The organism is Shewanella yunxiaonensis (assembly GCF_018223345.1).
Lineage (GTDB): Bacteria > Pseudomonadota > Gammaproteobacteria > Enterobacterales > Shewanellaceae > Shewanella > Shewanella yunxiaonensis.
In genome coordinates, this window is sequence record NZ_CP073587.1 from 1049348 (window position 1) to 1069193 (window position 19846).

Annotated in this window: 16 protein-coding genes; 4 read left to right on the top strand and 12 right to left on the bottom strand. The window is 49.6% G+C overall.

The features are described from left to right. Positions 1 to 31 precede the first annotated feature (31 nt). Complete coding sequence (locus KDN34_RS04900) at positions 32 to 403, bottom strand: hypothetical protein (protein ID WP_212595801.1); 372 nt, start codon at positions 401 to 403, stop codon at positions 32 to 34. A gap of 153 nt (positions 404 to 556) precedes the next feature. Then, positions 557 to 1282: a hypothetical protein gene (locus KDN34_RS04905; protein ID WP_212595802.1), complete on the bottom strand. Its 726-nt coding sequence runs from the start codon at positions 1280 to 1282 to the stop codon at positions 557 to 559. Positions 1283 to 1722: 440 nt separating this feature from the next. Between KDN34_RS04905 and KDN34_RS04910 the strand changes: the two genes are divergently transcribed. Then, on the top strand, positions 1723 to 2442 hold the full coding sequence (locus tag KDN34_RS04910; protein ID WP_212595803.1) for a DUF554 domain-containing protein: 720 nt from the start codon (positions 1723 to 1725) through the stop codon (positions 2440 to 2442). Positions 2443 to 2503: 61 nt separating this feature from the next. Here the strand turns inward: KDN34_RS04910 and KDN34_RS04915 are convergent, their stop codons facing one another. Both KDN34_RS04915 and KDN34_RS04920 read right to left on the bottom strand, forming a co-directional pair. Next, on the bottom strand, positions 2504 to 4660 hold the full coding sequence (locus KDN34_RS04915) for an S-layer homology domain-containing protein (RefSeq protein ID WP_212595804.1): 2157 nt from the start codon (positions 4658 to 4660) through the stop codon (positions 2504 to 2506). 114 nt (positions 4661 to 4774) lie between these two features. After that, entirely contained in the window at positions 4775 to 5332 is a 558-nt protein-coding gene (locus KDN34_RS04920) for a GNAT family N-acetyltransferase (RefSeq protein WP_212595805.1), read from the bottom strand. 293 nt (positions 5333 to 5625) lie between these two features. On the opposite strand from KDN34_RS04920, the gene KDN34_RS04925 reads away from it, so the two are divergent. Further along, positions 5626 to 7335 carry a carbohydrate-binding domain-containing protein gene (locus tag KDN34_RS04925; RefSeq protein WP_212595806.1) on the top strand — a complete coding sequence of 570 codons (1710 nt, stop codon included), beginning with the start codon at positions 5626 to 5628 and terminating at the stop codon, positions 7333 to 7335. 154 nt (positions 7336 to 7489) lie between these two features. Here KDN34_RS04925 and KDN34_RS04930 read toward each other — a convergent pair whose 3' ends face one another. From KDN34_RS04930 to KDN34_RS04965, 8 genes are all read right to left on the bottom strand, one after another. After that, positions 7490 to 8164, bottom strand: coding sequence for a CoA transferase subunit B (locus KDN34_RS04930; RefSeq protein WP_212595807.1), 675 nt, complete (start codon positions 8162 to 8164; stop codon positions 7490 to 7492). Between the two features lie 11 nt (positions 8165 to 8175). Further along, positions 8176 to 8883: a CoA transferase subunit A gene (locus KDN34_RS04935; RefSeq protein WP_212595808.1), complete on the bottom strand. Its 708-nt coding sequence runs from the start codon at positions 8881 to 8883 to the stop codon at positions 8176 to 8178. A 23-nt stretch (positions 8884 to 8906) separates the two neighbouring features. Further along, a complete protein-coding gene (locus KDN34_RS04940) occupies positions 8907 to 9803 on the bottom strand; it encodes a hydroxymethylglutaryl-CoA lyase (RefSeq protein WP_212595809.1) in 897 nt (298 codons plus the stop codon). Next, the gene (locus tag KDN34_RS04945; protein ID WP_212595810.1) at positions 9803 to 11836 is read right to left on the bottom strand and encodes an acetyl-CoA carboxylase biotin carboxylase subunit; all 2034 of its coding nucleotides are present in this window, start codon (positions 11834 to 11836) and stop codon (positions 9803 to 9805) included. Before KDN34_RS04945 ends, KDN34_RS04940 begins: the two co-directional genes overlap by 1 nt. Further along, entirely contained in the window at positions 11829 to 12641 is an 813-nt protein-coding gene (locus KDN34_RS04950; RefSeq protein WP_212595811.1) for an enoyl-CoA hydratase-related protein, read from the bottom strand. The genes KDN34_RS04945 and KDN34_RS04950 overlap by 8 nt, the downstream gene beginning before the upstream one ends. Before the next feature lie 9 nt (positions 12642 to 12650). Then, the gene (locus tag KDN34_RS04955; RefSeq protein ID WP_212595812.1) at positions 12651 to 14258 is read right to left on the bottom strand and encodes a carboxyl transferase domain-containing protein; all 1608 of its coding nucleotides are present in this window, start codon (positions 14256 to 14258) and stop codon (positions 12651 to 12653) included. A gap of 33 nt (positions 14259 to 14291) precedes the next feature. Next, positions 14292 to 15461, bottom strand: a complete 1170-nt coding sequence (locus KDN34_RS04960) for an isovaleryl-CoA dehydrogenase (protein ID WP_212595813.1) — start codon at positions 15459 to 15461, stop codon at positions 14292 to 14294. Between the two features lie 61 nt (positions 15462 to 15522). After that, a complete protein-coding gene (locus tag KDN34_RS04965; RefSeq protein WP_212595814.1) occupies positions 15523 to 15933 on the bottom strand; it encodes a MerR family transcriptional regulator in 411 nt (136 codons plus the stop codon). A gap of 266 nt (positions 15934 to 16199) precedes the next feature. On the opposite strand from KDN34_RS04965, the gene KDN34_RS04970 reads away from it, so the two are divergent. Next, positions 16200 to 18116: a propionyl-CoA synthetase gene (locus KDN34_RS04970; RefSeq protein ID WP_212595815.1), complete on the top strand. Its 1917-nt coding sequence runs from the start codon at positions 16200 to 16202 to the stop codon at positions 18114 to 18116. Between the two features lie 207 nt (positions 18117 to 18323). After that, the gene (gene gndA / locus KDN34_RS04975) at positions 18324 to 19844 is read left to right on the top strand and encodes an NADP-dependent phosphogluconate dehydrogenase (protein ID WP_212595816.1); all 1521 of its coding nucleotides are present in this window, start codon (positions 18324 to 18326) and stop codon (positions 19842 to 19844) included. Positions 19845 to 19846 lie beyond the last annotated feature (2 nt).

The window sequence follows — 19846 nt, forward strand, 5'->3', positions numbered from 1 at the left end:
CGGCCTTTGTCTTTTTATAAAAGGGCGTTGATTAACTAAGGATCTGGATTTGATCTGCGGCCTGAATGGGTAACAGATGTTGGCCGTTGAGTTTCATTACCGCTCCAGATACAGCGACTTTTTTATGCAAAAAGTATGACGCTGGATTAATGATTCCCTGTTCCTTCAATTGCGCCACCGCATTAGCTGTCAGCGCCAGATTCAGTCCCTTATTGCCATTTGCAGACCATAGAAACACCGCACCTTCATCAGTCAGGCGATCTAACCCCTGTTGTACCAGCATTTCAATCTCAAGATTACTTTCACCGATTTTCTGTAACACCTCTGTTTCATCGGAACGTTTACGGACGTTAATAAAACAACTGGTGATAAACAGCAGTGCGATAACAATTTGTAAAACCATGGCAAACCCTATAAGCAATTAGTTGTTTAAGTTAATTTAGTTACAATACTGTGCGTGGTTTGACGAATTGTCCAGTCAATTTGACCAGTCCTGCTTTATGGGTTAAAGGCCATTAGCATGCGGGGAGCGCTATGGTTCTGCGTTAACTATTTTTCAATGGGCTACGTTACTCAGCAGAGTATTAGTGGCTAGGTAGCTTTCCAGTTGCCCAGGCGCAAACTCAAGAATATCCACTTTACTTTGCCGGTCGTAGTTATCGGTAACATGTACCTGGCGAAGGCCAAATTTACTAAAGTCTGCTGCACGATAGCTCCACCAAGATTTACCGGAACGCTGCTGAGCAAATGGCTTAATTTGTCCCATGAGGGTGATTTCCTCCCTGACACCAATACGTTCAAAGAAGGCGATTTCACGCTCACGCCATTCGGTAACTGATAGACATTTATGTTCATCAAAGCCTGGCACTAAAAATCGGTACCAGGGCTTGTCCCAGTGTTGCTGCCAAGCCCCTCCCTGAAAGCCAATCACGGCATCTTGGTCGACCTTGACACTACTGGCTGCGGTAAAGATATAGTTGGCACAACTGCCCGCACATATCTCCCGAACTTCTACAGCGACTTGCTGCTGATAGACCCATTCCCCCAACATCATTCCGCCCGCGGGATTACTGCCTGTGCTGGTAATAATTAATGTGGTGACCGGAGATTTAGCATTTTGCACCAGAGCTAATGCTTGTTTAACACTTTCAGTTCTAGTCTCGCCGCTGAAGACTAATGTGTGTTGATCCGGCATATAAACATTCGCCATCGGTGGCTGGTAGGCAGAACAACTGCAACCGCCTAACAGTAGCAATGTCAGGAAGAAAAAGATTTTGGACATAACCCCTCCCCAGGGACACAGAAAACCAAGGATGGATGATTGCGTTATGCGCTCTGGAGAAAAAATAGTCATGAGCGGCAAGACAAACCAGAATTAAATTCCAAATCGCTGAAGTACCCCGCAATATTAGTGTTAGCGTGATCCGCGTACCAATATGGTGTACCCTGTCAAGGCACAAAGTGATGCAATGAATCTAGGCTGTTTATCCTCGACTTCCGTGAGTCAGCATGGCTTTGCTGCTGAATTTTTGCAGTTGAGTGGGTAGGCAGTATTAGGGACTTGGATTTTCTATCATCCTACTGCTGCAAGCCTTTATTGAAAGCCCAGCCTGTCTTCTATCTGAAATTCCTCTTTATCAGATCTCGCCTCTTCTGGTGTGCTAAGCCAGTGTTGTCAGTCGTCTGGTAACGGTGGTGCGTTATTCTCGGAGTGTTCGCATTATGATGATTGGTCCCATGATTAACAGTTGTGCCATTATTGTGGGTGGCTTATTGGGGGCATCGCTTTGTAAGTTTATTCCAAAACGACTGCAGCATGGGTTACCCGCCACTTTTGCGCTGGCTTCAGTGGCCATTGGGATTTCGATGATCATCAAAGGGCACAACATGCCTGTGGTAGTGATGTCGCTGATTTTAGGAACGGCTATTGGCGAATTATTTTATTTCGAGGCGGGAGTCACCAAAGTCGCCGCCATTATTCAGCAAAAAATTAATCGTTTTCTGCCCATGCCGCGGGGATTAGGAAAAACTGAGTTTTCTCAACAGTTCACAGCATTGATTGTGCTGTTTGGTGCCAGCGGGTTAGGGGTGATTGGTGCCATCACCGAAGGGCTTAATGGCGACTATAAACTGTTATTGGTTAAATCAATGATGGATTTAGTGACCGCCATGATATTTGCGATAGCGCTAGGTCCCGGAGTCGTGATGATCGCAATCGTGCAGTTTGGTGTGCAGGCGTCGTTGTTTCTGTTGGCAAAACCGATTCAGCCATATATGGATGCGATAGCCTACGCTGATTTTTCTGCCGTAGGTGGCATCATTATGTTAGCGATAGGATTGCGGATTGCGAAAATCATGAATTTTTCCGTGGTGAATTTTTTACCGGCACTGTTATTAGTGCTGCCTTTTTCCCATCTGTGGCGACATGTTTTTCCTTCGTAAGGTTGCGGCAATCTCCGAAGTTAAACCCGTCAAGTGGCGGGTTTAACTAATTGGCACTCACTTATTTTAGTTGTTCCCCGTTCACATACAGCCTAAAGCCATGAGCATCCACATTGGCTAAATTGCCTTTGAAGTTGCTCAGATAACTATCGGCAGTCAATTGCCAGTGGCTGGTAGGGCTTAATATCATTGCCACTTCAGCATTGGTGCCATCAGCATTAATACTGCCTGTTAACATCGAGTTACCCTCCAGAGAGAGTTGCAGACTGGAACTATTATCCACCAGGATCTTGCCCTCAAGCTGCTGATCAATTGCGGTAAACTCGCAGTGGCCGCCATTTTTACCTATGTGTCCCCAACCATTGCGCGCATCGTTACCCGCTACTTTCAGTAGTACGCTGTTAGCAAGGTTGAGCATGACTTGTTGCAGGGTGACTTTTGCATGGGTATTGGTCACATAAAACATGTCGCCATTGTTGGCGGTCAATGCACCACCTGTCATGGTAAAGCGGCCAGTGCCTTGTTGTGCATCACCTGACATGCTTTGGTACAACATGACATTCTGTAGATTCTGAGCACCTTTGCGCTGCATGTTGCCACTCACAACACTGCCGTTTAGCTGCACACTATTGCTACCTTCTACAACAACCGCTTCTGAGGTCGTTGCTGTCAATTTGGCATCATTCACAATGATATCGGCAGTGCTATATATCGCGGGAGAGCCTTCTCCCTGTGCCATGTACTGACCGCCATTTACGGTTAATTTGCCGCCGCCGCGATCACTTCTCAAAGCGGCAGAAGCGCGACCTTGAGTGTCGATATCCGCGCCTTGTACATATACTTCGGCACCACCAGCAACCATGACGCCACCGGCATTGTCGCTGGTGGTACGGATATAGGTGTTGTTGACGTGAACTTTCGTGGAGGTGCCATAGGCAAATATACCGTTGCCGCCACTGGCTTTGCTTTGAATATTACCTCGAACCAAGGTGACATCGGCACCATTCAGGGCTAAGACGGCTGCATTAGCCCCATAAAAATTTGCGGCGTCTTCTGTGACAGGTTTACCCGCAGTTTTGAATACGGTGATATCGGTGAGCGTGGGATGAACCTTACCCGTCACCCGAAGCGCGTTCTGATTATCTGCACTTGAACGATAGCTACTGTGATTCACATCAGCGGTTAGGGTATTGGCATAACCACCATGATCCACCGGACGTTCAGGCATAGGCGCAAATCCATTATTTAACTCTGGCGATGGCAAGTCTTTCGGGGGTTCCCCAAATTGATCTGGTTGATGGCCGTCACGAACTCTTGAACCATCCGGACGCGGTGGTCGGCCTTTGAAATCAGTTGGCGCCTCATTGCGGGTCACTAATCGGTAAAATATGGGGGCAAACTCCGCCCGACTGAACGCCTCTTGGGGATTAAAGTTGCCATCATAATCTGTGCGCATCACACCAAGTTTTAGCATGGTCGCGACCGCTTTTTCGTACCCCAATGTAATGTTGGCTGCATCGCTTACAGAAGAAAGATCTTCTGAAATACTGTCGGTCGGCATACCGGCAAGTAATTCACTTTTATACATCCACAAGGCAACGTCCTGACGCGTCACCTGAGTGTCAGGGTTGAAGGAAAACGTATCTTTGAAGACTTTGGCTGCTCGGCCGTGCAAGGTTGCCTGATAGTAGAAAATATCAGGTTTTACATCATCATAAGCGGCACTGCTATTCGGGTAACGATAAAAGGCGTAGAGCATTGCTGCCAGTTCACCTCGGGTCAATGCCAGATAGGGGTGATATTCGCCCTGATATCCAGGCAGTAATCCTTTTTCCTTTAAGGCATCAGCATAGGCGTTGATATCTGCCGTACGATCATTCAGATCTTTGAAATATTTAGAATGTTGCTGCGCTGGCAGCGCATTCTTATCCATTTCACCCTCTGTGATATCGCAATTACCGGCACCGCCTGGAGGCATCCCGCCCTTACCGCCAGGACCGCCGCCCATGCCACCTCCATGGCGGCCCCCCATGTCTCCGCCGGGACCCCCGCCCATGCCGCCAGGGCCGCCGCCATGACCACCAGTGGACATGCCTTTCTGCGTTCCCCCGCAATTGCTTTTATGATTGTGGCCAGTACTACTGCAACCGCCTAATAGCAGTGGCATTACAAGCAACAAAACACCTGAAACTCGACAGGTGTTGCTGTAAAAAGTCATTGAAAATCCTTATAACAACATATTTTTCAGGATTATAAGAGGGACGCCTGTAAGCCGATGTAATGAAGTGTCAGCCTATTGTATGACCTGTATAGAACCATGAAATATTTGAGATTAACACGCAGAGCGATGGGCCCATTCTTCCTTGAGTAATCCATAACAGCACATATTGCGGCGTTTACCATTAACGATAAAATACTGGCGCAGATTACCTTCTAGTTTGAACCCCAGCTTTTCGGCAACGGCCATACTGCCGAGATTATCGTCATTACAACACAAGGCGATTTTATCAATCCCTGAAGCAAGCAATTGCTCAATCAGCCAGTGACAAGCCATGGTCGTAATCCCCCGACGCTGCCACTTTGTACCGAGCATATAACCTATCTCTGCCCAGTTAGCGTCGTGATTGATTTCTCGTACCAGTAGATATCCGGCCATGGTGTCCCCATCCCAGAGAGTATAATAATGCCCTAGGCCTTGCGACTGACGGTCAAGGTTGCCACTGATGACAGCTTGCATGTCTCTCAAGTCATGGGTGCGACTGACAAACGGAATCACATCCTCATAAACATCGCGGTTGTCGTTGATGTGAACTAAAAACGCATCAGCTTGTTGTACACAAAGTGGTTTTAGGGCTAATGGGCCAAAAGTAATATTTGTAGATATTTTCATATTGTTATTACCTTCAAAATTCAGAAAGGGGTGGGCAATTGATAAATCGGAATTCCATTTCAATATTTTTGATAAATCAATTGATTTATTTAAAAAGTCAGAAAAGCCAATAATATGGTTGAATATAACTATTTTTAAAATTTTTTACAGTATCTCGTCATTATCACGACAGTTGTTTAATGAGAACATCAATAGAATTCATTAATAAGAGATAATTTTATCATATCGATGTTATACCGCGTTATCTCTCCAGTTTGCAGTCATTTTTAAATTTATTTATTGAAGAGCAACGTATGAAAAAACTCCCGAATATACTGGTGGTTATATCTTTAATTGGATTTTCAATATTACTGGGTGGTTGTGGTGGAAACGATGATGCCACTGTTGTTAGCAGCGATAGTTCGCAGACATCAGATGCATCAGATAATGGCTCCAATACGACTGATACCGCTGATAGCAGCACAATTGTGACTGAAAGTTGGAACCTTACTACGGGGCAAAACGCTGCGGATGATAGTTCAGAATTGAACTTTGATACCATTAATATCTATCTCAGTACTGACGGAATCTCGGCAGAAAGTGAGAGTAATGAATTGGTGATCGGTACGGCGTCTGATGGGGTTATCCCCGTGACTTATGACGGTACTACAATTATTTCCATCGTTGCAGGTAGTGATGGTCTTACCGTAAATGCTACCAATGATGATGAGATGCTGATCAATTATGCCTTGTATGGCAGTTATGAAAAGACTGTAACGTTTTATAGCGATAGTGAATTTAAGCTAACTCTTGCTGGTGTTGAAATTGATAGTAGCGACGGGCCCGCTATCAATATTCAAAGTGATGAACGCGCATTTGTTTCGCTGTTGGAAGATACCACCAATATATTAACTGACAGCAGCACTTGGAGTGATCGCACGTTACCTGATGGTAGTGATATGGATCTAAAGGCCACATTTTTCAGTGAAGGGCCATTAATTTTTAATGGCACCGGCCAACTTGACATCACTGCGACCAAAAAACATGCCATATGTAGTGATAAACATGTGCGTATTGCTAGCGGCACTATCGAGATAACTTCAGAAAATAAAGATGGTATTCGTGCTAACAATGCCTTTGTGATGGATGGTGGTGTACTGAATATTGTGACTGAAGATGGCGCCGGGAAAGGGATAAAAGTTGAGGGAAAAGAGAATGATAACGGTGGTTATGGTTTTATTGTTATCAACGATGGCACCATTAACATTGAAAGCTATGACAAGGCCATAACCGCTGCGTGGAAGGTTGCCGAAGATTCAGAAACGACAACGACGGATGATGATCCTGATCCACGAGTCACCATTAACGGTGGTGATATTACCATTGTCACTACTGGTACCCCGTTTGAAACAGCGGATGACTCATTGTCTCCCGAGGGTATTGAAGCCAAATCGACTCTTACGATTAATGGTGGAAATTTAAGTGTTCAGACCACGGATGACGCGCTGAACGCCGGTAATGCTCTGGTTATTAATGATGGGTACATTTATGCTTCAGCGAGTCAGAATGATGCTATCGACTCTAATGGTACGTTAACGGTCACGGGCGGTGTTGTTGTTGCTGATGGTGCTGGCGGGGCAGACGGGGGGCTGGATTGTGACAACAATACGTTCAAAATTACCGGTGGCTTAATTGTAGGTATTGGCGGACGCAATAGCAGTGTTACCCGTTCTGTGACAACACAGAATACCGTGGCCCTTAGTAATATAAATTCAGGAAACTTAGTGGTAACGGATGCATCTGGGAATGCGGTGTTTGCGTACCAGATGCCTAATTCCGCTTCGGCAGTACTGATTTCCAGTCCAGCGTTGGCAACCGGTTCCAGTTATACTGTTTACCGCGGTGGCACGCTGAGCAGCTACGACGAATTATTTAATGGTATGTATGTTGCGCCTGCCAATTATACTGCCGGTTCTGTGGTTACCAACTTCACTATCAGCACTACGGTCACGAGCGCCAACTGAGTAGCATGATCATCGTGTAAATAGGCATCTCAAGCGGTGCCTTTTTGTTGTCAATCCTAAACCACGCTATTCAAATAGATGCAGATGCCAGTTCGCGTGGCTAAGTTTTGCCGACGCTATCTGAAGCAATGCTTCAGATAGCTACTGTCGCTCATCACCGGAATACTCTGGGTGAAAACTCCATTGTTGGCACCTGCTGCGGAATCACCAGTTTGCCAGCGGTTTTGGCTTTTATTTCATCGATAGTCACGCCGGGAGCCAATTCTTTTAGGTGAAAAGCACCGTCATAGATCTGTAACAGTGCCAAATCGGTCAGTACTGTGTGAATACAGCCGACGCCGGTTAACGGTAAAGTACATTGTGGCAGTAGTTTTGAGTTGCCCGCTTTGTCTGCATGCATCATGGTGACAATGATATGCCGCGCGCCGGCAACCAGATCCATAGCACCCCCCATTCCCTTGACTAATTTGCCGGGGATCATCCAGGAGGCAATAGAACCGCTGACGTCCACCTCAAATGCGCCCAGTACCGTGAGATCGATATGGCCTCCGCGGATCATCGCAAAGCTGTCGGCGCTGGAGAAAAACGAGGCGCCTTTAACTGCGGTAACCGTTTGCTTGCCCGCATTAATCAGGTCGGCATCAACTGCTGTTTCCTCTGGGAATTCACCCATCCCCAGCAAACCATTTTCTGACTGCAGCATCACTTGAATGTCTGCTGGAATATAGTTAGCCACTAAGGTAGGGATGCCAATCCCCAGATTCACATAGTCGCCATCATGCAGTTCGCGGGCGACCCGCATTGCCATCTGTTCTCTGGATAGTGCCATGCTGTTCTCCTTCAAACGTGACTGCTTTTGACGGTACGTTTTTCAATGCGTTTTTCGAAACTGCCTTGGATCACCCGTTCAACATAGATGCCGGGGGTGTGAATATGATCCGGATCGAGTGCACCCGCTTCGACAATCTCTTCCACTTCAGCCACGGTGATTCTGCCCGCAGTGGCCATCACCGGGTTGAAATTGGCCGCGGTATGGCGGTAGATAAGATTGCCCATGGTGTCAGCTTTCCAGGCGCGGACTAAGGCAAAATCTGCCGTCAGCGCCGGTTCAAGGACATAATGGCGACCACCGATTTCGCGGGTTTCTTTGCCTTTGGCCACTGGCGTGCCATAGCCAGTCGCCGTAAAAAATGCCGGAATACCTGCCCCACCTGCGCGGATTTTCTCTGCCAGCGAACCTTGTGGGGTGAGTATGACATTGAGTTCCCCACTCAGCATCTGCTGTTCAAATAACGCATTCTCTCCCACATAAGAGGCGATCATGGTGGTGATCTGATGCCCCCGCAGTAACAGACCTAAGCCAAAATCATCAACACCTGCATTGTTGGAAATAGCGGTTAACCCGGTCACCTGCCGTCTGACCATCTCGCTGATCAGCCCCTCCGGAATGCCGCATAAGCCAAAACCACCCACCATCACCGTCATATGGTTTTCAAGCCCTGACAGCGCTTCGGAATAACTGTGAACGACTTTATTGAGACCCGCCATGGCGTGTTCTCCTGTGCTGGTTATCACTGTTCAGTGGCTAACACCTGACCGACCTTACTACCATTATTACGCTTGAGTATCTGACTGATCTGTGCCCCCGCGCGAGCCAGATTCGGTAAGTCCACGCCGGTTTGTATGCCTAAACCGTGCAGCATATACACCAGATCCTCTGTCGCCAGATTGCCAGACGCACCTCTGGCGTAGGGGCAACCCCCAAGACCCGCCACTGCGGTATCAAGCGTCGTAATCCCGGCATCAAGACACGCGAGAATATTGGCCAGCGCCTGTCCATAAGTGTCATGAAAATGCAGCGCTAATTGCGCTACTGGCACCTTGCTGGCAACGGTATCGAGCATGTTTCTGGCTTTCAGTGGGGTGCCGACACCAATGGTGTCGCCGAGGGAGATTTCGTAAACGCCAAGTTGCAGTAATTCCTGTGCCACTGCGGCGACTTGTGTTGGTGCAATGTAGCCTTCGTAAGGGCAGCCCAGTACGCAGGACACGTAACCTCGCACTGGTATGCCGACAAGCTTGGCCTGTTTCATTAATGGGGCAAAACGCGTGATTGATTCCTGGATACTGCAGTTGATATTGCGCTGGCAGAAACTTTCAGAGGCAGCGGTAAACACTGCCACTTCATCGACACCGGCGGCTAGTGCGGCCTCAAATCCGGCAAGGTTTGGTGTCAGTGCTGAGTATCTCACACCGGCATGGCGGGTTATCTGTCCCAGTACTGCTGCCGAGTCGGCCATTTGTGGCACCCATTTGGCAGACACAAAGCTGCCTGCCTCAATTCGCTTGAGCCCCGCGTTGGCTAAGTGATTAATCAATTGCACTTTGTCACGCATTGCCACTGGGCGCTCATTCTGCAGACCGTCGCGTGGACCGACTTCATAGATACTGATGGATGATGGATACATCAGACCGACTCCCTGACAGTGAACTGGACTAACAATGCCCCGTCCTTTACCAGTTCTCCGGCATGACACAAAAAGCGGTCAACAGTGCCATCTGCTGGCGCATTGATCTGGTACTCCATTTTCATTGCTTCCAGTACCAGTAGCCCGCTGCCTTTGCGGACAAAATTGCCAGGCTGTGCTAACAACGTCACGATGGTGCCATTCATCGGGGCTTGCAGCGAGGTATCGGCATTGTCGTGGCCAATATCGTAACGCTGCGGTCCACTCTCAAACTGCCAAACGTGACCTTCACGCAGCAAAAAAAGCGTCTGTTGATGCTGACAGAAATGCCAGTGTTGACTCATGCCATTGAACGTCAGCTTGAGTTGCTGTGCGGTGGTTAATTCACCACTCACTAACACGGTTGTTTGAGCGGAATCAGTGGCTGAAGTGCAATTGATTGTCAGTGAATACTCACCAATAGCTTGTTGCCGCACCTGCAAATGGAAACTGGTCGAGGTTGCGGCATAACACAGCTGGAAGTGCCATTCCGCCGCGGCATTCAGTCGAAACCCTGCTAGCTGCTGCCATGGCGATCCGTTGTTAACCTGATCTTGTGGTTTAAATGCCAGCAGCTTCACCATCGCTACCGCAGCCAGTACTTCAGCTGTCGGCGCCGGTGTAGTGGCTTGCTGCAGCAATTCATCGAGATGCTGTTCAATAAAATGGGTGCTGAAGTTTTCATTGATAAATGCGGGATGTGAGGTCAAGGATGCCAGAAACACAATGTTATGTTGAAGCCCTGCTATCTGATACTGGTGCAATGCCTGTGTCAGTTGGCGTAAGGCTTCACGGCGCTGTGGGTGCCAGATGATTAACTTAGCGATCATCGGATCGTAAAAGGGGGTAATCACATCACCTTGGTGCACCCCGGTATCCAGCCGCAGATGTTCCGCCACTGGTTCTGCCAGATACAGCAGGGGGCCGCAGGCTGGCAGAAAGTTATGGCTGGGATTTTCGGCATAAATTCGGGCTTCCACAGCACATCCATTGATTGAGACTTGCTGCTGCGTCAACGGCAATGGCTCACCAACAGCGACGGTTAGCTGCCAGGCCACCAGATCCTGACCAGTGATCAGTTCTGTCACCGGATGTTCTACCTGCAAGCGGGTATTCATTTCCATGAAGTAGAACTGCTGGTCGTTGTCCAGTAGAAATTCAATAGTGCCCGCACCGTAATAGCCGATAGCCTTTGCTGCTGCCACCGCAGCTTGCCCCATTTGTTGCCTGAGTTCATCACTGAGACCGGGGGCTGGCGCTTCTTCAATGACTTTCTGATGACGACGTTGCAATGAGCAATCGCGATCGCCCAGATAGATGCAGTTCCCCTGCTGATCGGCAAATACTTGTACTTCAATGTGACGCGGCTGCGTCAGGTAACGCTCCAACAGTACGGTATCATCGGTAAATGCGGCGTTGGCCTCACGCTTTGCCGCTGCTAGTGCAGCAGCAAAATCCGCAGCGGTTTCCACCACCCGCATTCCCTTACCACCACCGCCAAATGCAGCTTTAATTAGCAATGGGAAACCGATCATGGGTGCCTGCTGTTGCAGAAAACTGGCAGATTGCTCCGGACCGTGATAACCCGGCACTAACGGCACCCCCGCTTCGGTCATAATCGTTTTGGCGGCACTTTTATTGCCCATCGCTTCAATGGCACTGGCTGGCGGGCCAACAAAAATCAGTCCATGTTTGGTACACGCATTGGCAAAGTCGGCATTTTCCGAGAGAAAACCATAGCCCGGATGGATCGCATCGGCGCCACAGCGCTTGGCCGCGGCAATAATCGCCTCAATATCCAGATAGGGTGCCAATGGCGAACTGCCTTTCAGTGCTACCGCTTCATCGGCCGCGCGGACATGCAAAGCCTGGCGGTCAACGGCTGAATGGATAGCCACTGTGCTAATCCCCAGTCGCTGACAGGTTCGTATGATCCGGCAGGCAATCTCGCCGCGATTGGCAATCAGTAACTTGCGAATGCTGGCTTCAGTCATGCTCAGACTCCTGCACTGGGGATGTGCTACTTGGTTGCCAACTTGGCTGCCGCTTAGCAAAAAACGCATCGATGCCCTCAGTCGCTTCTTTATCTGCTCTGGCTTCAGCGATAGCTTGGGCGGTAAGGTGAGTGAGTGCTTCATCAAATGGTGCAGTTTCAATTTGTGCCAGCAAGGTTTTACATTGCTGCTGAGCTGCGGGGCCGCCTTGCAGTAACGCACTGATCATTTGCTGCGCCGAATTCTCCAGGTCATCGCTTAATTGATGTATTAATCCTAACTGTAAGGCGGTGACGGCATCGATCAATTTAGCCGTGAGTGCATATCGCCGCAGTTGCCGCATCCCAATACTGCGATTGACGTAGGGCGAGATCACCGCCGGAATAAGTCCCAACCTGACTTCGCTTAGACAGAAGCGGGCATCGCTGCTGGCAATCGCAATATCACAACAGCAGATAAGCCCTAACGCGCCACCAAAGGCAGCGCCTTGTACTAACGCCACGGTTGGTTTGGGAAAACTGTCCAGCGTTTGCATTAGCGTTGCTAACTGACGGGCATCGGCGATATTGGCTTGCTCATCCATTTTTGCCTGACGCTGCATCCAGTGCAGATCGGCTCCGGCGCTGAAGTGCTTGCCTTGGCCTCGCAGCAGCAGAATTCGGCAACTCGGGTCGATAGCGAGCTGATTTAACTGAGTGATTAATTCGGCGATTAGCTGTTCATCAAAGGCGTTGGCGGCATCTGCGCGATTGAGGATGAGATGACAGACACCGTGTGCATCCCGCTTAAGTAGAATGTGCTGCATAATGTTCTCCTACATGCGAAATACGCCAAATTGACAGGGCTCGATTGGCGCATTGGCAGCCGCTGCCAGCGCCAGTCCGATAACGTCGCGGGTTTGCGCTGGATCGATAATGCCGTCGTCCCATAAACGAGCACTGGCATGATAAGGATTACCTTCACGTTCATACTTTTCGACGATGGGGGCTTTAAAATCGGCTTCGTCAGCCGGTGACCAGGTTTGCCCCTGGCGTTCCAGACTATCGCGTTTGACCGTCGCCAACACATTGGCCGCTTGTTCGCCGCCCATCACCGAAATACGGGCATTGGGCCAGATCCACATCATGGTAGGGTCATAAGCGCGGCCACACATGCCATAATTGCCGGCACCATAGCTGCCGCCAATAATGACGGTAAACTTCGGCACATTGGCGCAAGCAACAGCCATTACCATTTTGGCGCCATGTTTGGCGATGCCTTCCTGTTCATATTTTTTACCAACCATAAAGCCGGTAATGTTTTGTAAAAACAGTAGCGGGATCTGTCGTTGACAACATAACTCAATGAAATGAGCCCCTTTCTGTGCCGACTCGGAAAATAGGATGCCGTTGTTGGCGATGATACCTACGGTGTAGCCATGCAGGTTGGCAAAACCGCATACCAGTGTGCTGCCGTAATTGGCTTTGAACTCGTCAAAATCTGAGCCATCGACCAGCCGGGCAATCACTTCGCGAACGTCATAGGGTTTCTTCAGATCAGTACCGACAATGCCATAGAGTTCCTGACAGTCGTATAGTGGCGGCATGGCTGCAGATTGTGGTGTCAAGCTAGGGGCTCGACGATTCAAGCGTGACACGGCCTGCCGCGCTAATTGCAATGCATGGGCATCGTTTTGAGCCAGATGGTCGGCTACACCGGATAAGCGGGTGTGAACGTCACCGCCGCCCAGTTCTTCCGCCGACACCACTTCACCTGTGGCAGCCTTTACCAGTGGCGGTCCAGCCAGGAAGATGGTGCCCTGATTAGCCACAATAATCGATTCATCGGCCATCGCCGGGACGTAAGCCCCACCTGCAGTGCATAGTCCCATTACCACGGCAATCTGTGGAATGCCTTTAGCTGACATGCGCGCCTGGTTGAAAAAGATCCGGCCAAAATGCTCGCGATCAGGAAACACTTCATCTTGCAGCGGCAGATTCGCGCCACCGGAGTCAACCAGATAGATGCAAGGTAGGCGACAACGCTCAGCAATGGCCTGGGCGCGTAAGTGCTTCTTAACCGTTAACGGGTAGTAGCTGCCGCCTTTAACGGTGGCATCATTGACGATGAGCATACACTCGCAACCACTGACACGGCCGATACCCGCAATCACCCCCGCGGCTGGCACGACTTCATCATAAACCTCATATGCGGCAAACTGGCCGATTTCAAGGAATGGAGCGTCGGCATCCAGCAATTGCGCCAGCCGTTCTCTGGGGGCTAGTTTGCCTTTGCTACAGTGGCGCCGCATGGCTTGTTCACCGCCGCCCTGAGCAATCACTGTGAGTTTCTGTTTGAGATCATCCACTAACTGCTGCATCGACTGCTGACGGCTGATAAAAGCGTTATCACTGGGATTGATCTGGCTGATGATGCGGGTCATGGTGGTTGGCTCCGCTATTGATTAGATGGCGGCTCAGTGACATTCACTGAACAGTTCACGACCGATGAGCATTCGGCGAATTTCCGAGGTGCCAGCGCCTATCTCATACAGTTTGGCGTCGCGCAGTAAGCGTCCGGCCGGATAGTCATTGATATAGCCATTTCCCCCCAGCAGTTGGATGGTATCCAGCGCGGCGCGAGTTGCCCTTTCGGCACTGTAAAGAATCGCACCCGCCGCATCTTTGCGACTGGCTCGCCCCTGATCGCAGGCTTTTGCTACGGCATAAACATAAGCTTTGGCAGCATTCATTTCGGTGTACATATCGGCCAGTTTGGCCTGCACCAGTTGGAACTCACCAATTGCCTTGCCAAACTGTTGTCGCTCAGTTGTGTAGGGGAGTGTCAGATCGAGGCAGGCTGTCATAATGCCTAATGGTCCGCCCGCCAGTACCACGCGCTCATAGTCAAGGCCGCTCATCAGCACTTTGGTCCCCTGATTTAACTGCCCGAGAATGTTGGCTTCTGGCACTTCACAATCAGTGAATACCAGTTCGCAGGTACTAGAGCCACGCATCCCTAATTTGTCTAATTTTTGCGCGGTAGCGAATCCGGGAAAGTCTCGTTCAACAATAAACGCGGTAATGCCTTTGGCTCCCAGTTGGGGTTCGGTTTTGGCGTAAACCACAAACACATCGGCGTCGGGACCATTAGTGATCCACATTTTGTTGCCATTCAGCAGATAATGATCGCCCTGTTTACGGGCATGCAGCTTCATGGATACCACATCGGAACCCGCATTGGGTTCGCTCATCGCTAAGGCGCCGATATGTTCACCACTGACCAGTTGGGGCAGATATCGGTCTTTCTGTGCTGCCGTACCGTTACGGAATATCTGATTTACACACAGATTAGAATGCGCACCGTAAGACAGTCCGACAGAGGCGGAGGCGCGTGAGATTTCTTCCATTGCCACCACATGCGCCAGATAGCCCATGCCGGCACCACCCAAAGTTTCGCTGACAGTAATACCCAACAGCCCCATTTGACCTAATTGTGGCCAAAGCGCTGTAGGAAATTGATTGTCTTGGTCGATTTGTGCTGCGAGAGGGGTAATCTGAGCCGCGGCGAATGTGGCAACGGCCTGCCGCAACATGTCGATATCTTCTCCAAGTCCGAAGTCAAGTCCTGAATAACTGGGTATCATGGTTGGCTCCTGTAACGACGCTGAAGACCGCAACAATGTGCAGATGATCGCAGCGGCGTGATTAACCGGTTTTTTCGGTAGCGATTTCTGCTAATGCTTGGCGACATTGACTTTCTGCTGACATCAGTTCCATCAGCACAATTTTGATGTCATCCATCTGTTGTTGCAGCGAGGTCTTTTTCTCTTCAATAAGCTCCAGCATGGTGCTGAGCTGTGACACACTGCTTTTATCGGCATCGTATAATTCAAATAAGCGACGGGTTTCTGCCAGCGAAAATCCCAAGCGTTTACCGCGCAAAATCAACTTCAGCCGTACTTTATCTTTCAGACTGTAAATACGAGTCTGACCGCGGCGTTTAGGTTTCAACAGCCCCTGATCTTCATAAAACCGAATGCTCCGAGTCGTAATATCAAATTCCCGTGACAGGTCACTGATGGAATAAGTGGTTTGGGGCGTTGGTCGGATATTCATTTAATAACACTCAGTTAGCAGCAATATGCGCACGATATAGAAAGTTTACGTAAAGGTAAAGTTTGCTGTGTGTATTTTAGCGCAGAATTTTGAGTATTAGCTGTTGAATAAAGGCAGGTCAGTCCAGTTGGCTAATTAGCAAAAGGTCTTAAAAAAGCCCTGTTTAGGCTAACGTCTAATAGGGTCTGATTATAAAAGCGTCTATTAATGAATGCGGAAGGAAGGGGGTGTTACGCCGAGAGGCGGTCCTTGGGGAGGACAGTTAGATGACAGATCCGGGTTTAACCCTGTACCAGAAGTCCATAGAGGATAAAGCGGCTTTCTGGGGTGAATGTGCCACAGCCATAGACTGGTATCAGCCGTGGGAAACAGTACTGGATGAAAGTAATGCGCCATTTTATCGCTGGTTTAATAAGGGTCAGCTGAATACTTGCTTTAATGCAGTCGATCGCCATGTTCAGGCGGGGCGGGGGGCGCAGTTTGCGATTCGCTATTTCAGTCCGGTCACTGGCACCGAATATGGCGTGACCTACGCTGAGCTACAGGCGCAGGTCAGTCGGTTGGCGGGTTACATGGCATCTGTCGGGGTGGTGAAAGGTGACCGCGTTGTGATTTACATGCCAATGGTGCCTGAAACAGTGTATGCGATGCTGGCCTGCGCGCGTATTGGCGCTATTCATTCCGTGGTGTTTGGTGGCTTTGCTGCCAATGAACTGGCTACACGAATCAACGATGCGAAACCTAAGTTGGTACTGAGCGCCTCCTGTGGTGTCGAACCTTCTGGTGTGGTGCCATACAAGCCGCTGCTGGATAAGGCCTTGGAGCAGTCGAGCCATAAAGTTGAACGTTGTTTGATCCTGGGCCGCAGTCAGTATGCTGCGGATTTGCAGGAAGGACGCGATTACGACTGGCAACAGTCAATTAAAGACGTATCACCGGCGGAATGCGTGCCGGTTGAGGCCACTGATCCACTTTATATTTTGTATACCTCGGGTACTACAGGACAGCCGAAAGGTGTGGTTCGCGATAACGGTGGTCATGCCGTAGCGCTCGCCTGGTCGATGAAGCATATCTACAACATCAATCCGGGTGATACCTTTTGGGCCGCATCGGATGTAGGTTGGGTCGTCGGGCATTCCTATATTGTCTATGCACCGCTGCTGGTGGGTGCAACGACAGTTCTGTACGAAGGAAAACCCGTTGGTACGCCTGATCCAGGTATTTTCTGGCGCACTATCCAGAAATATAGCGTGAAAAGTTTCTTCACTGCCCCTACCGCTATTCGGGCGATTAAGCGCGAAGACCCTAATGGCGACTTTGTTGCAGATGCGGATCTGAGTTGCCTGGAAACGGTATTCTTAGCTGGAGAGCGCTGTGATCCCGACACCCTAAATTGGGCCGGCACAAAACTGGGCAAGCCGGTGATAGATCACTGGTGGCAGACGGAAACCGGTTGGGCGGTGGCCGCTAATCTGATGGGGGTACAGGCGATTCCTGTGAAACCGGGCTCTCCTGCACGAGCGGTGCCTGGATACCAGGTGGAAGTCGTTGATGAATTTGGCACACAAGTGCCACCAAGACAATCCGGTAACGTAGTCATTAAGCTGCCACTGCCGCCAGGAACACTCATGACGCTCTGGCAAAATGATAAGCGCTATCAGGAAAGTTATCTCAGCATGTATCCCGGTTATTATCTTACTGGGGATGCCGGTTATATGGATGAAGACGGTTATCTGTACATTATGAGTCGGATTGACGACATCATTAATGTGGCGGGACATCGTTTGTCCACCGGACGCTTTGAGGAAGTGTTATGTCAGCATCCGGCAGTAGCAGAAGCTGCAGTCATCGGTGTGGATGACAAACTGAAAGGGCAGGTGCCGTTGGGTCTTGTGGTATTAAAAAATGGAATTGATATCAGCGAGAAGCAATTACATGACGAACTGGTGGCTAAGGTTCGGCAAGAGATTGGACCGGTGGCGGCATTTAAACTGGTAAGTGCGGTGCAGAAATTACCTAAAACTCGTTCAGGTAAGATCTTGCGCGGTACGATGCGTAAAATCGCTGACAATCAGTCTTATACTCCTCCCGCGACGATAGAAGATCCATTGACGTTAGATTTGGTACGTGATGCGCTGACGCGTATGGGCTATGCCGATGCGTTAGTGCAACAACATGCCTAAAACTTGCTAACTTTAATGCTAAAGCCCACGATTATGTGGGCTTTATTGTTTTTCATTTTCATCATTTTTGATCAATTGATTAAGTTAGGCTGAGTTATCGAGATACTTTGTTGGAAAAAAACAACAGAAGCTCAGTATAATATGCTCCTTTATTGAATTTGGTCGTGATTGGCCTGTGGTTATGGCGACGACAACTGGTGAAAAATTATGAAATTCCATTCTGCTGATATTGGGGTTATCGGCTTGGGTGTCATGGGCAAAAATCTGGCCCTCAACATCGTAGATAATGGTTACCGAGTGGCCGCATTTGATCTGGATGAGGCAAAAGTCTTTGCCGCAGAACAGCAAGCGATGACCGAAGTACCTGAGCGTGGATTGGTACTTAAAGGTTTTCATTCAATGCCTGAGCTGCTGCAATCGCTCAGTAAGCCCAGAATTTTGCTGCTCTCTGTGCCTGCCGGGAAACCGGTTGATGGCGTATGTCAGGCATTGATAGACGCTGGCATCGAAAGTGACGATATCGTCATTGATACTGGTAACAGTCTATGGACCGATACCATAGATCGTGAACAGATCTACAAAGGTAAATTCATATTTTTCAGCTCAGCCGTTTCTGGCGGTGAGGTCGGTGCGCGTTTTGGGCCGTCATTAATGCCGAGCGGTGATATAGCTGCATGGGAACACCTCGCCCCGATTTGGCGCGCGATTGCGGCTAAAGTTGATCGTGTCACTGGTAAGCCTATCGAGCGTTCACACCCCGGACAACGGGACACCGATGGCGAACCTTGTACCGCGTATATTGGCCCATCTGGTTCCGGTCATTACGTCAAAATGGTGCACAACGGTATCGAATATGCCGATATGCAGCTGATCTGTGAAGCGTACCAGATCCTGCATCAGGGATTGGGGCTGTCGGCAGCAGACGTCGCCTCTGTATTTGAAAAGTGGAATCAAGGCAAGCTTAACAGCTACCTCATCGGTATCAGTGCTGAAGTGCTCAAACAAGCCGATCCGCTGACCGGCAAGCCGTTGGTGGAGATGATCCTCGATAAGGCTGGGCAGAAGGGGACTGGCTTATGGACGGCCGTCAGCAGTCTGCAAATGGGCTGTCCGGCGCCCACGATCGCCGAGGCCGTATATGCCAGAGCGATGAGTACCCAGAAAGATCTGCGCATGCAGCTTAGCAAACAGTTAGTCGGACCTGAAATTAAACGTGATCCTACCGAGCGTCAAACGCTTATCGATGCACTGGAAGCTGCACTGTATTGTGCCAAAGTCTGTGCTTACGCTCAGGGCTTTCAGTTGATGGCGATGAACGCCAAAGAGCAGGGATGGCAACTCAATTTCGCGTCGATTGCGAGTATCTGGCGCGCTGGCTGTATTATTCGTGCCGGTTTCCTGCAGACGATTACTGATGCATACGAAACCGCGCCACAGCTGGATAATCTGTTGCAGGCCGAAAGTTTTGCTAATACTCTGTCGCAATTACAACAGCAGTGGCGGCAAGTGGTGGCTACTGCGGTATTGAAAGGTGTACCTGTCCCATGTATCAGTTCAGCACTGGCTTACTACGACAGTTTTCGCAGTGACACATTGCCTGCGAACTTGTTACAGGGCCAACGTGACTTCTTTGGCGCTCATACGTTCGAACGTACAGATAAACCAGCGGGTGAGAAATACCATCTGAACTGGAGTCAAGCTGAGCGTACGCTGGTAAAAATCGACTAGTT

Excerpts from the sequence above, each read along its gene's own strand:
- KDN34_RS04915 (WP_212595804.1), bottom strand. The coding sequence starts at position 4,660 with ATGACTTTTTACAGCAACACCTGTCGAGTTTCAGGTGTTTTGTTGCTT.
- KDN34_RS04960 (WP_212595813.1), bottom strand. The coding sequence starts at position 15,461 with ATGATACCCAGTTATTCAGGACTTGACTTCGGACTTGGAGAAGATATC.
- KDN34_RS04965 (WP_212595814.1), bottom strand. The coding sequence starts at position 15,933 with ATGAATATCCGACCAACGCCCCAAACCACTTATTCCATCAGTGACCTG.
- KDN34_RS04955 (WP_212595812.1), bottom strand. The coding sequence starts at position 14,258 with ATGACCCGCATCATCAGCCAGATCAATCCCAGTGATAACGCTTTTATC.
- gndA (WP_212595816.1), top strand. The coding sequence starts at position 18,324 with ATGAAATTCCATTCTGCTGATATTGGGGTTATCGGCTTGGGTGTCATG.
- KDN34_RS04910 (WP_212595803.1), top strand. The coding sequence starts at position 1,723 with ATGATGATTGGTCCCATGATTAACAGTTGTGCCATTATTGTGGGTGGC.
- KDN34_RS04905 (WP_212595802.1), bottom strand. The coding sequence starts at position 1,282 with ATGTCCAAAATCTTTTTCTTCCTGACATTGCTACTGTTAGGCGGTTGC.
- KDN34_RS04970 (WP_212595815.1), top strand. The coding sequence starts at position 16,200 with ATGACAGATCCGGGTTTAACCCTGTACCAGAAGTCCATAGAGGATAAA.
- KDN34_RS04920 (WP_212595805.1), bottom strand. The coding sequence starts at position 5,332 with ATGAAAATATCTACAAATATTACTTTTGGCCCATTAGCCCTAAAACCA.
- KDN34_RS04950 (WP_212595811.1), bottom strand. The coding sequence starts at position 12,641 with ATGCAGCACATTCTACTTAAGCGGGATGCACACGGTGTCTGTCATCTC.
- KDN34_RS04935 (WP_212595808.1), bottom strand. The coding sequence starts at position 8,883 with ATGGCGGGTCTCAATAAAGTCGTTCACAGTTATTCCGAAGCGCTGTCA.
- KDN34_RS04940 (WP_212595809.1), bottom strand. The coding sequence starts at position 9,803 with ATGTATCCATCATCCATCAGTATCTATGAAGTCGGTCCACGCGACGGT.
- KDN34_RS04930 (WP_212595807.1), bottom strand. The coding sequence starts at position 8,164 with ATGGCACTATCCAGAGAACAGATGGCAATGCGGGTCGCCCGCGAACTG.
- KDN34_RS04925 (WP_212595806.1), top strand. The coding sequence starts at position 5,626 with ATGAAAAAACTCCCGAATATACTGGTGGTTATATCTTTAATTGGATTT.
- KDN34_RS04945 (WP_212595810.1), bottom strand. The coding sequence starts at position 11,836 with ATGACTGAAGCCAGCATTCGCAAGTTACTGATTGCCAATCGCGGCGAG.
- KDN34_RS04900 (WP_212595801.1), bottom strand. The coding sequence starts at position 403 with ATGGTTTTACAAATTGTTATCGCACTGCTGTTTATCACCAGTTGTTTT.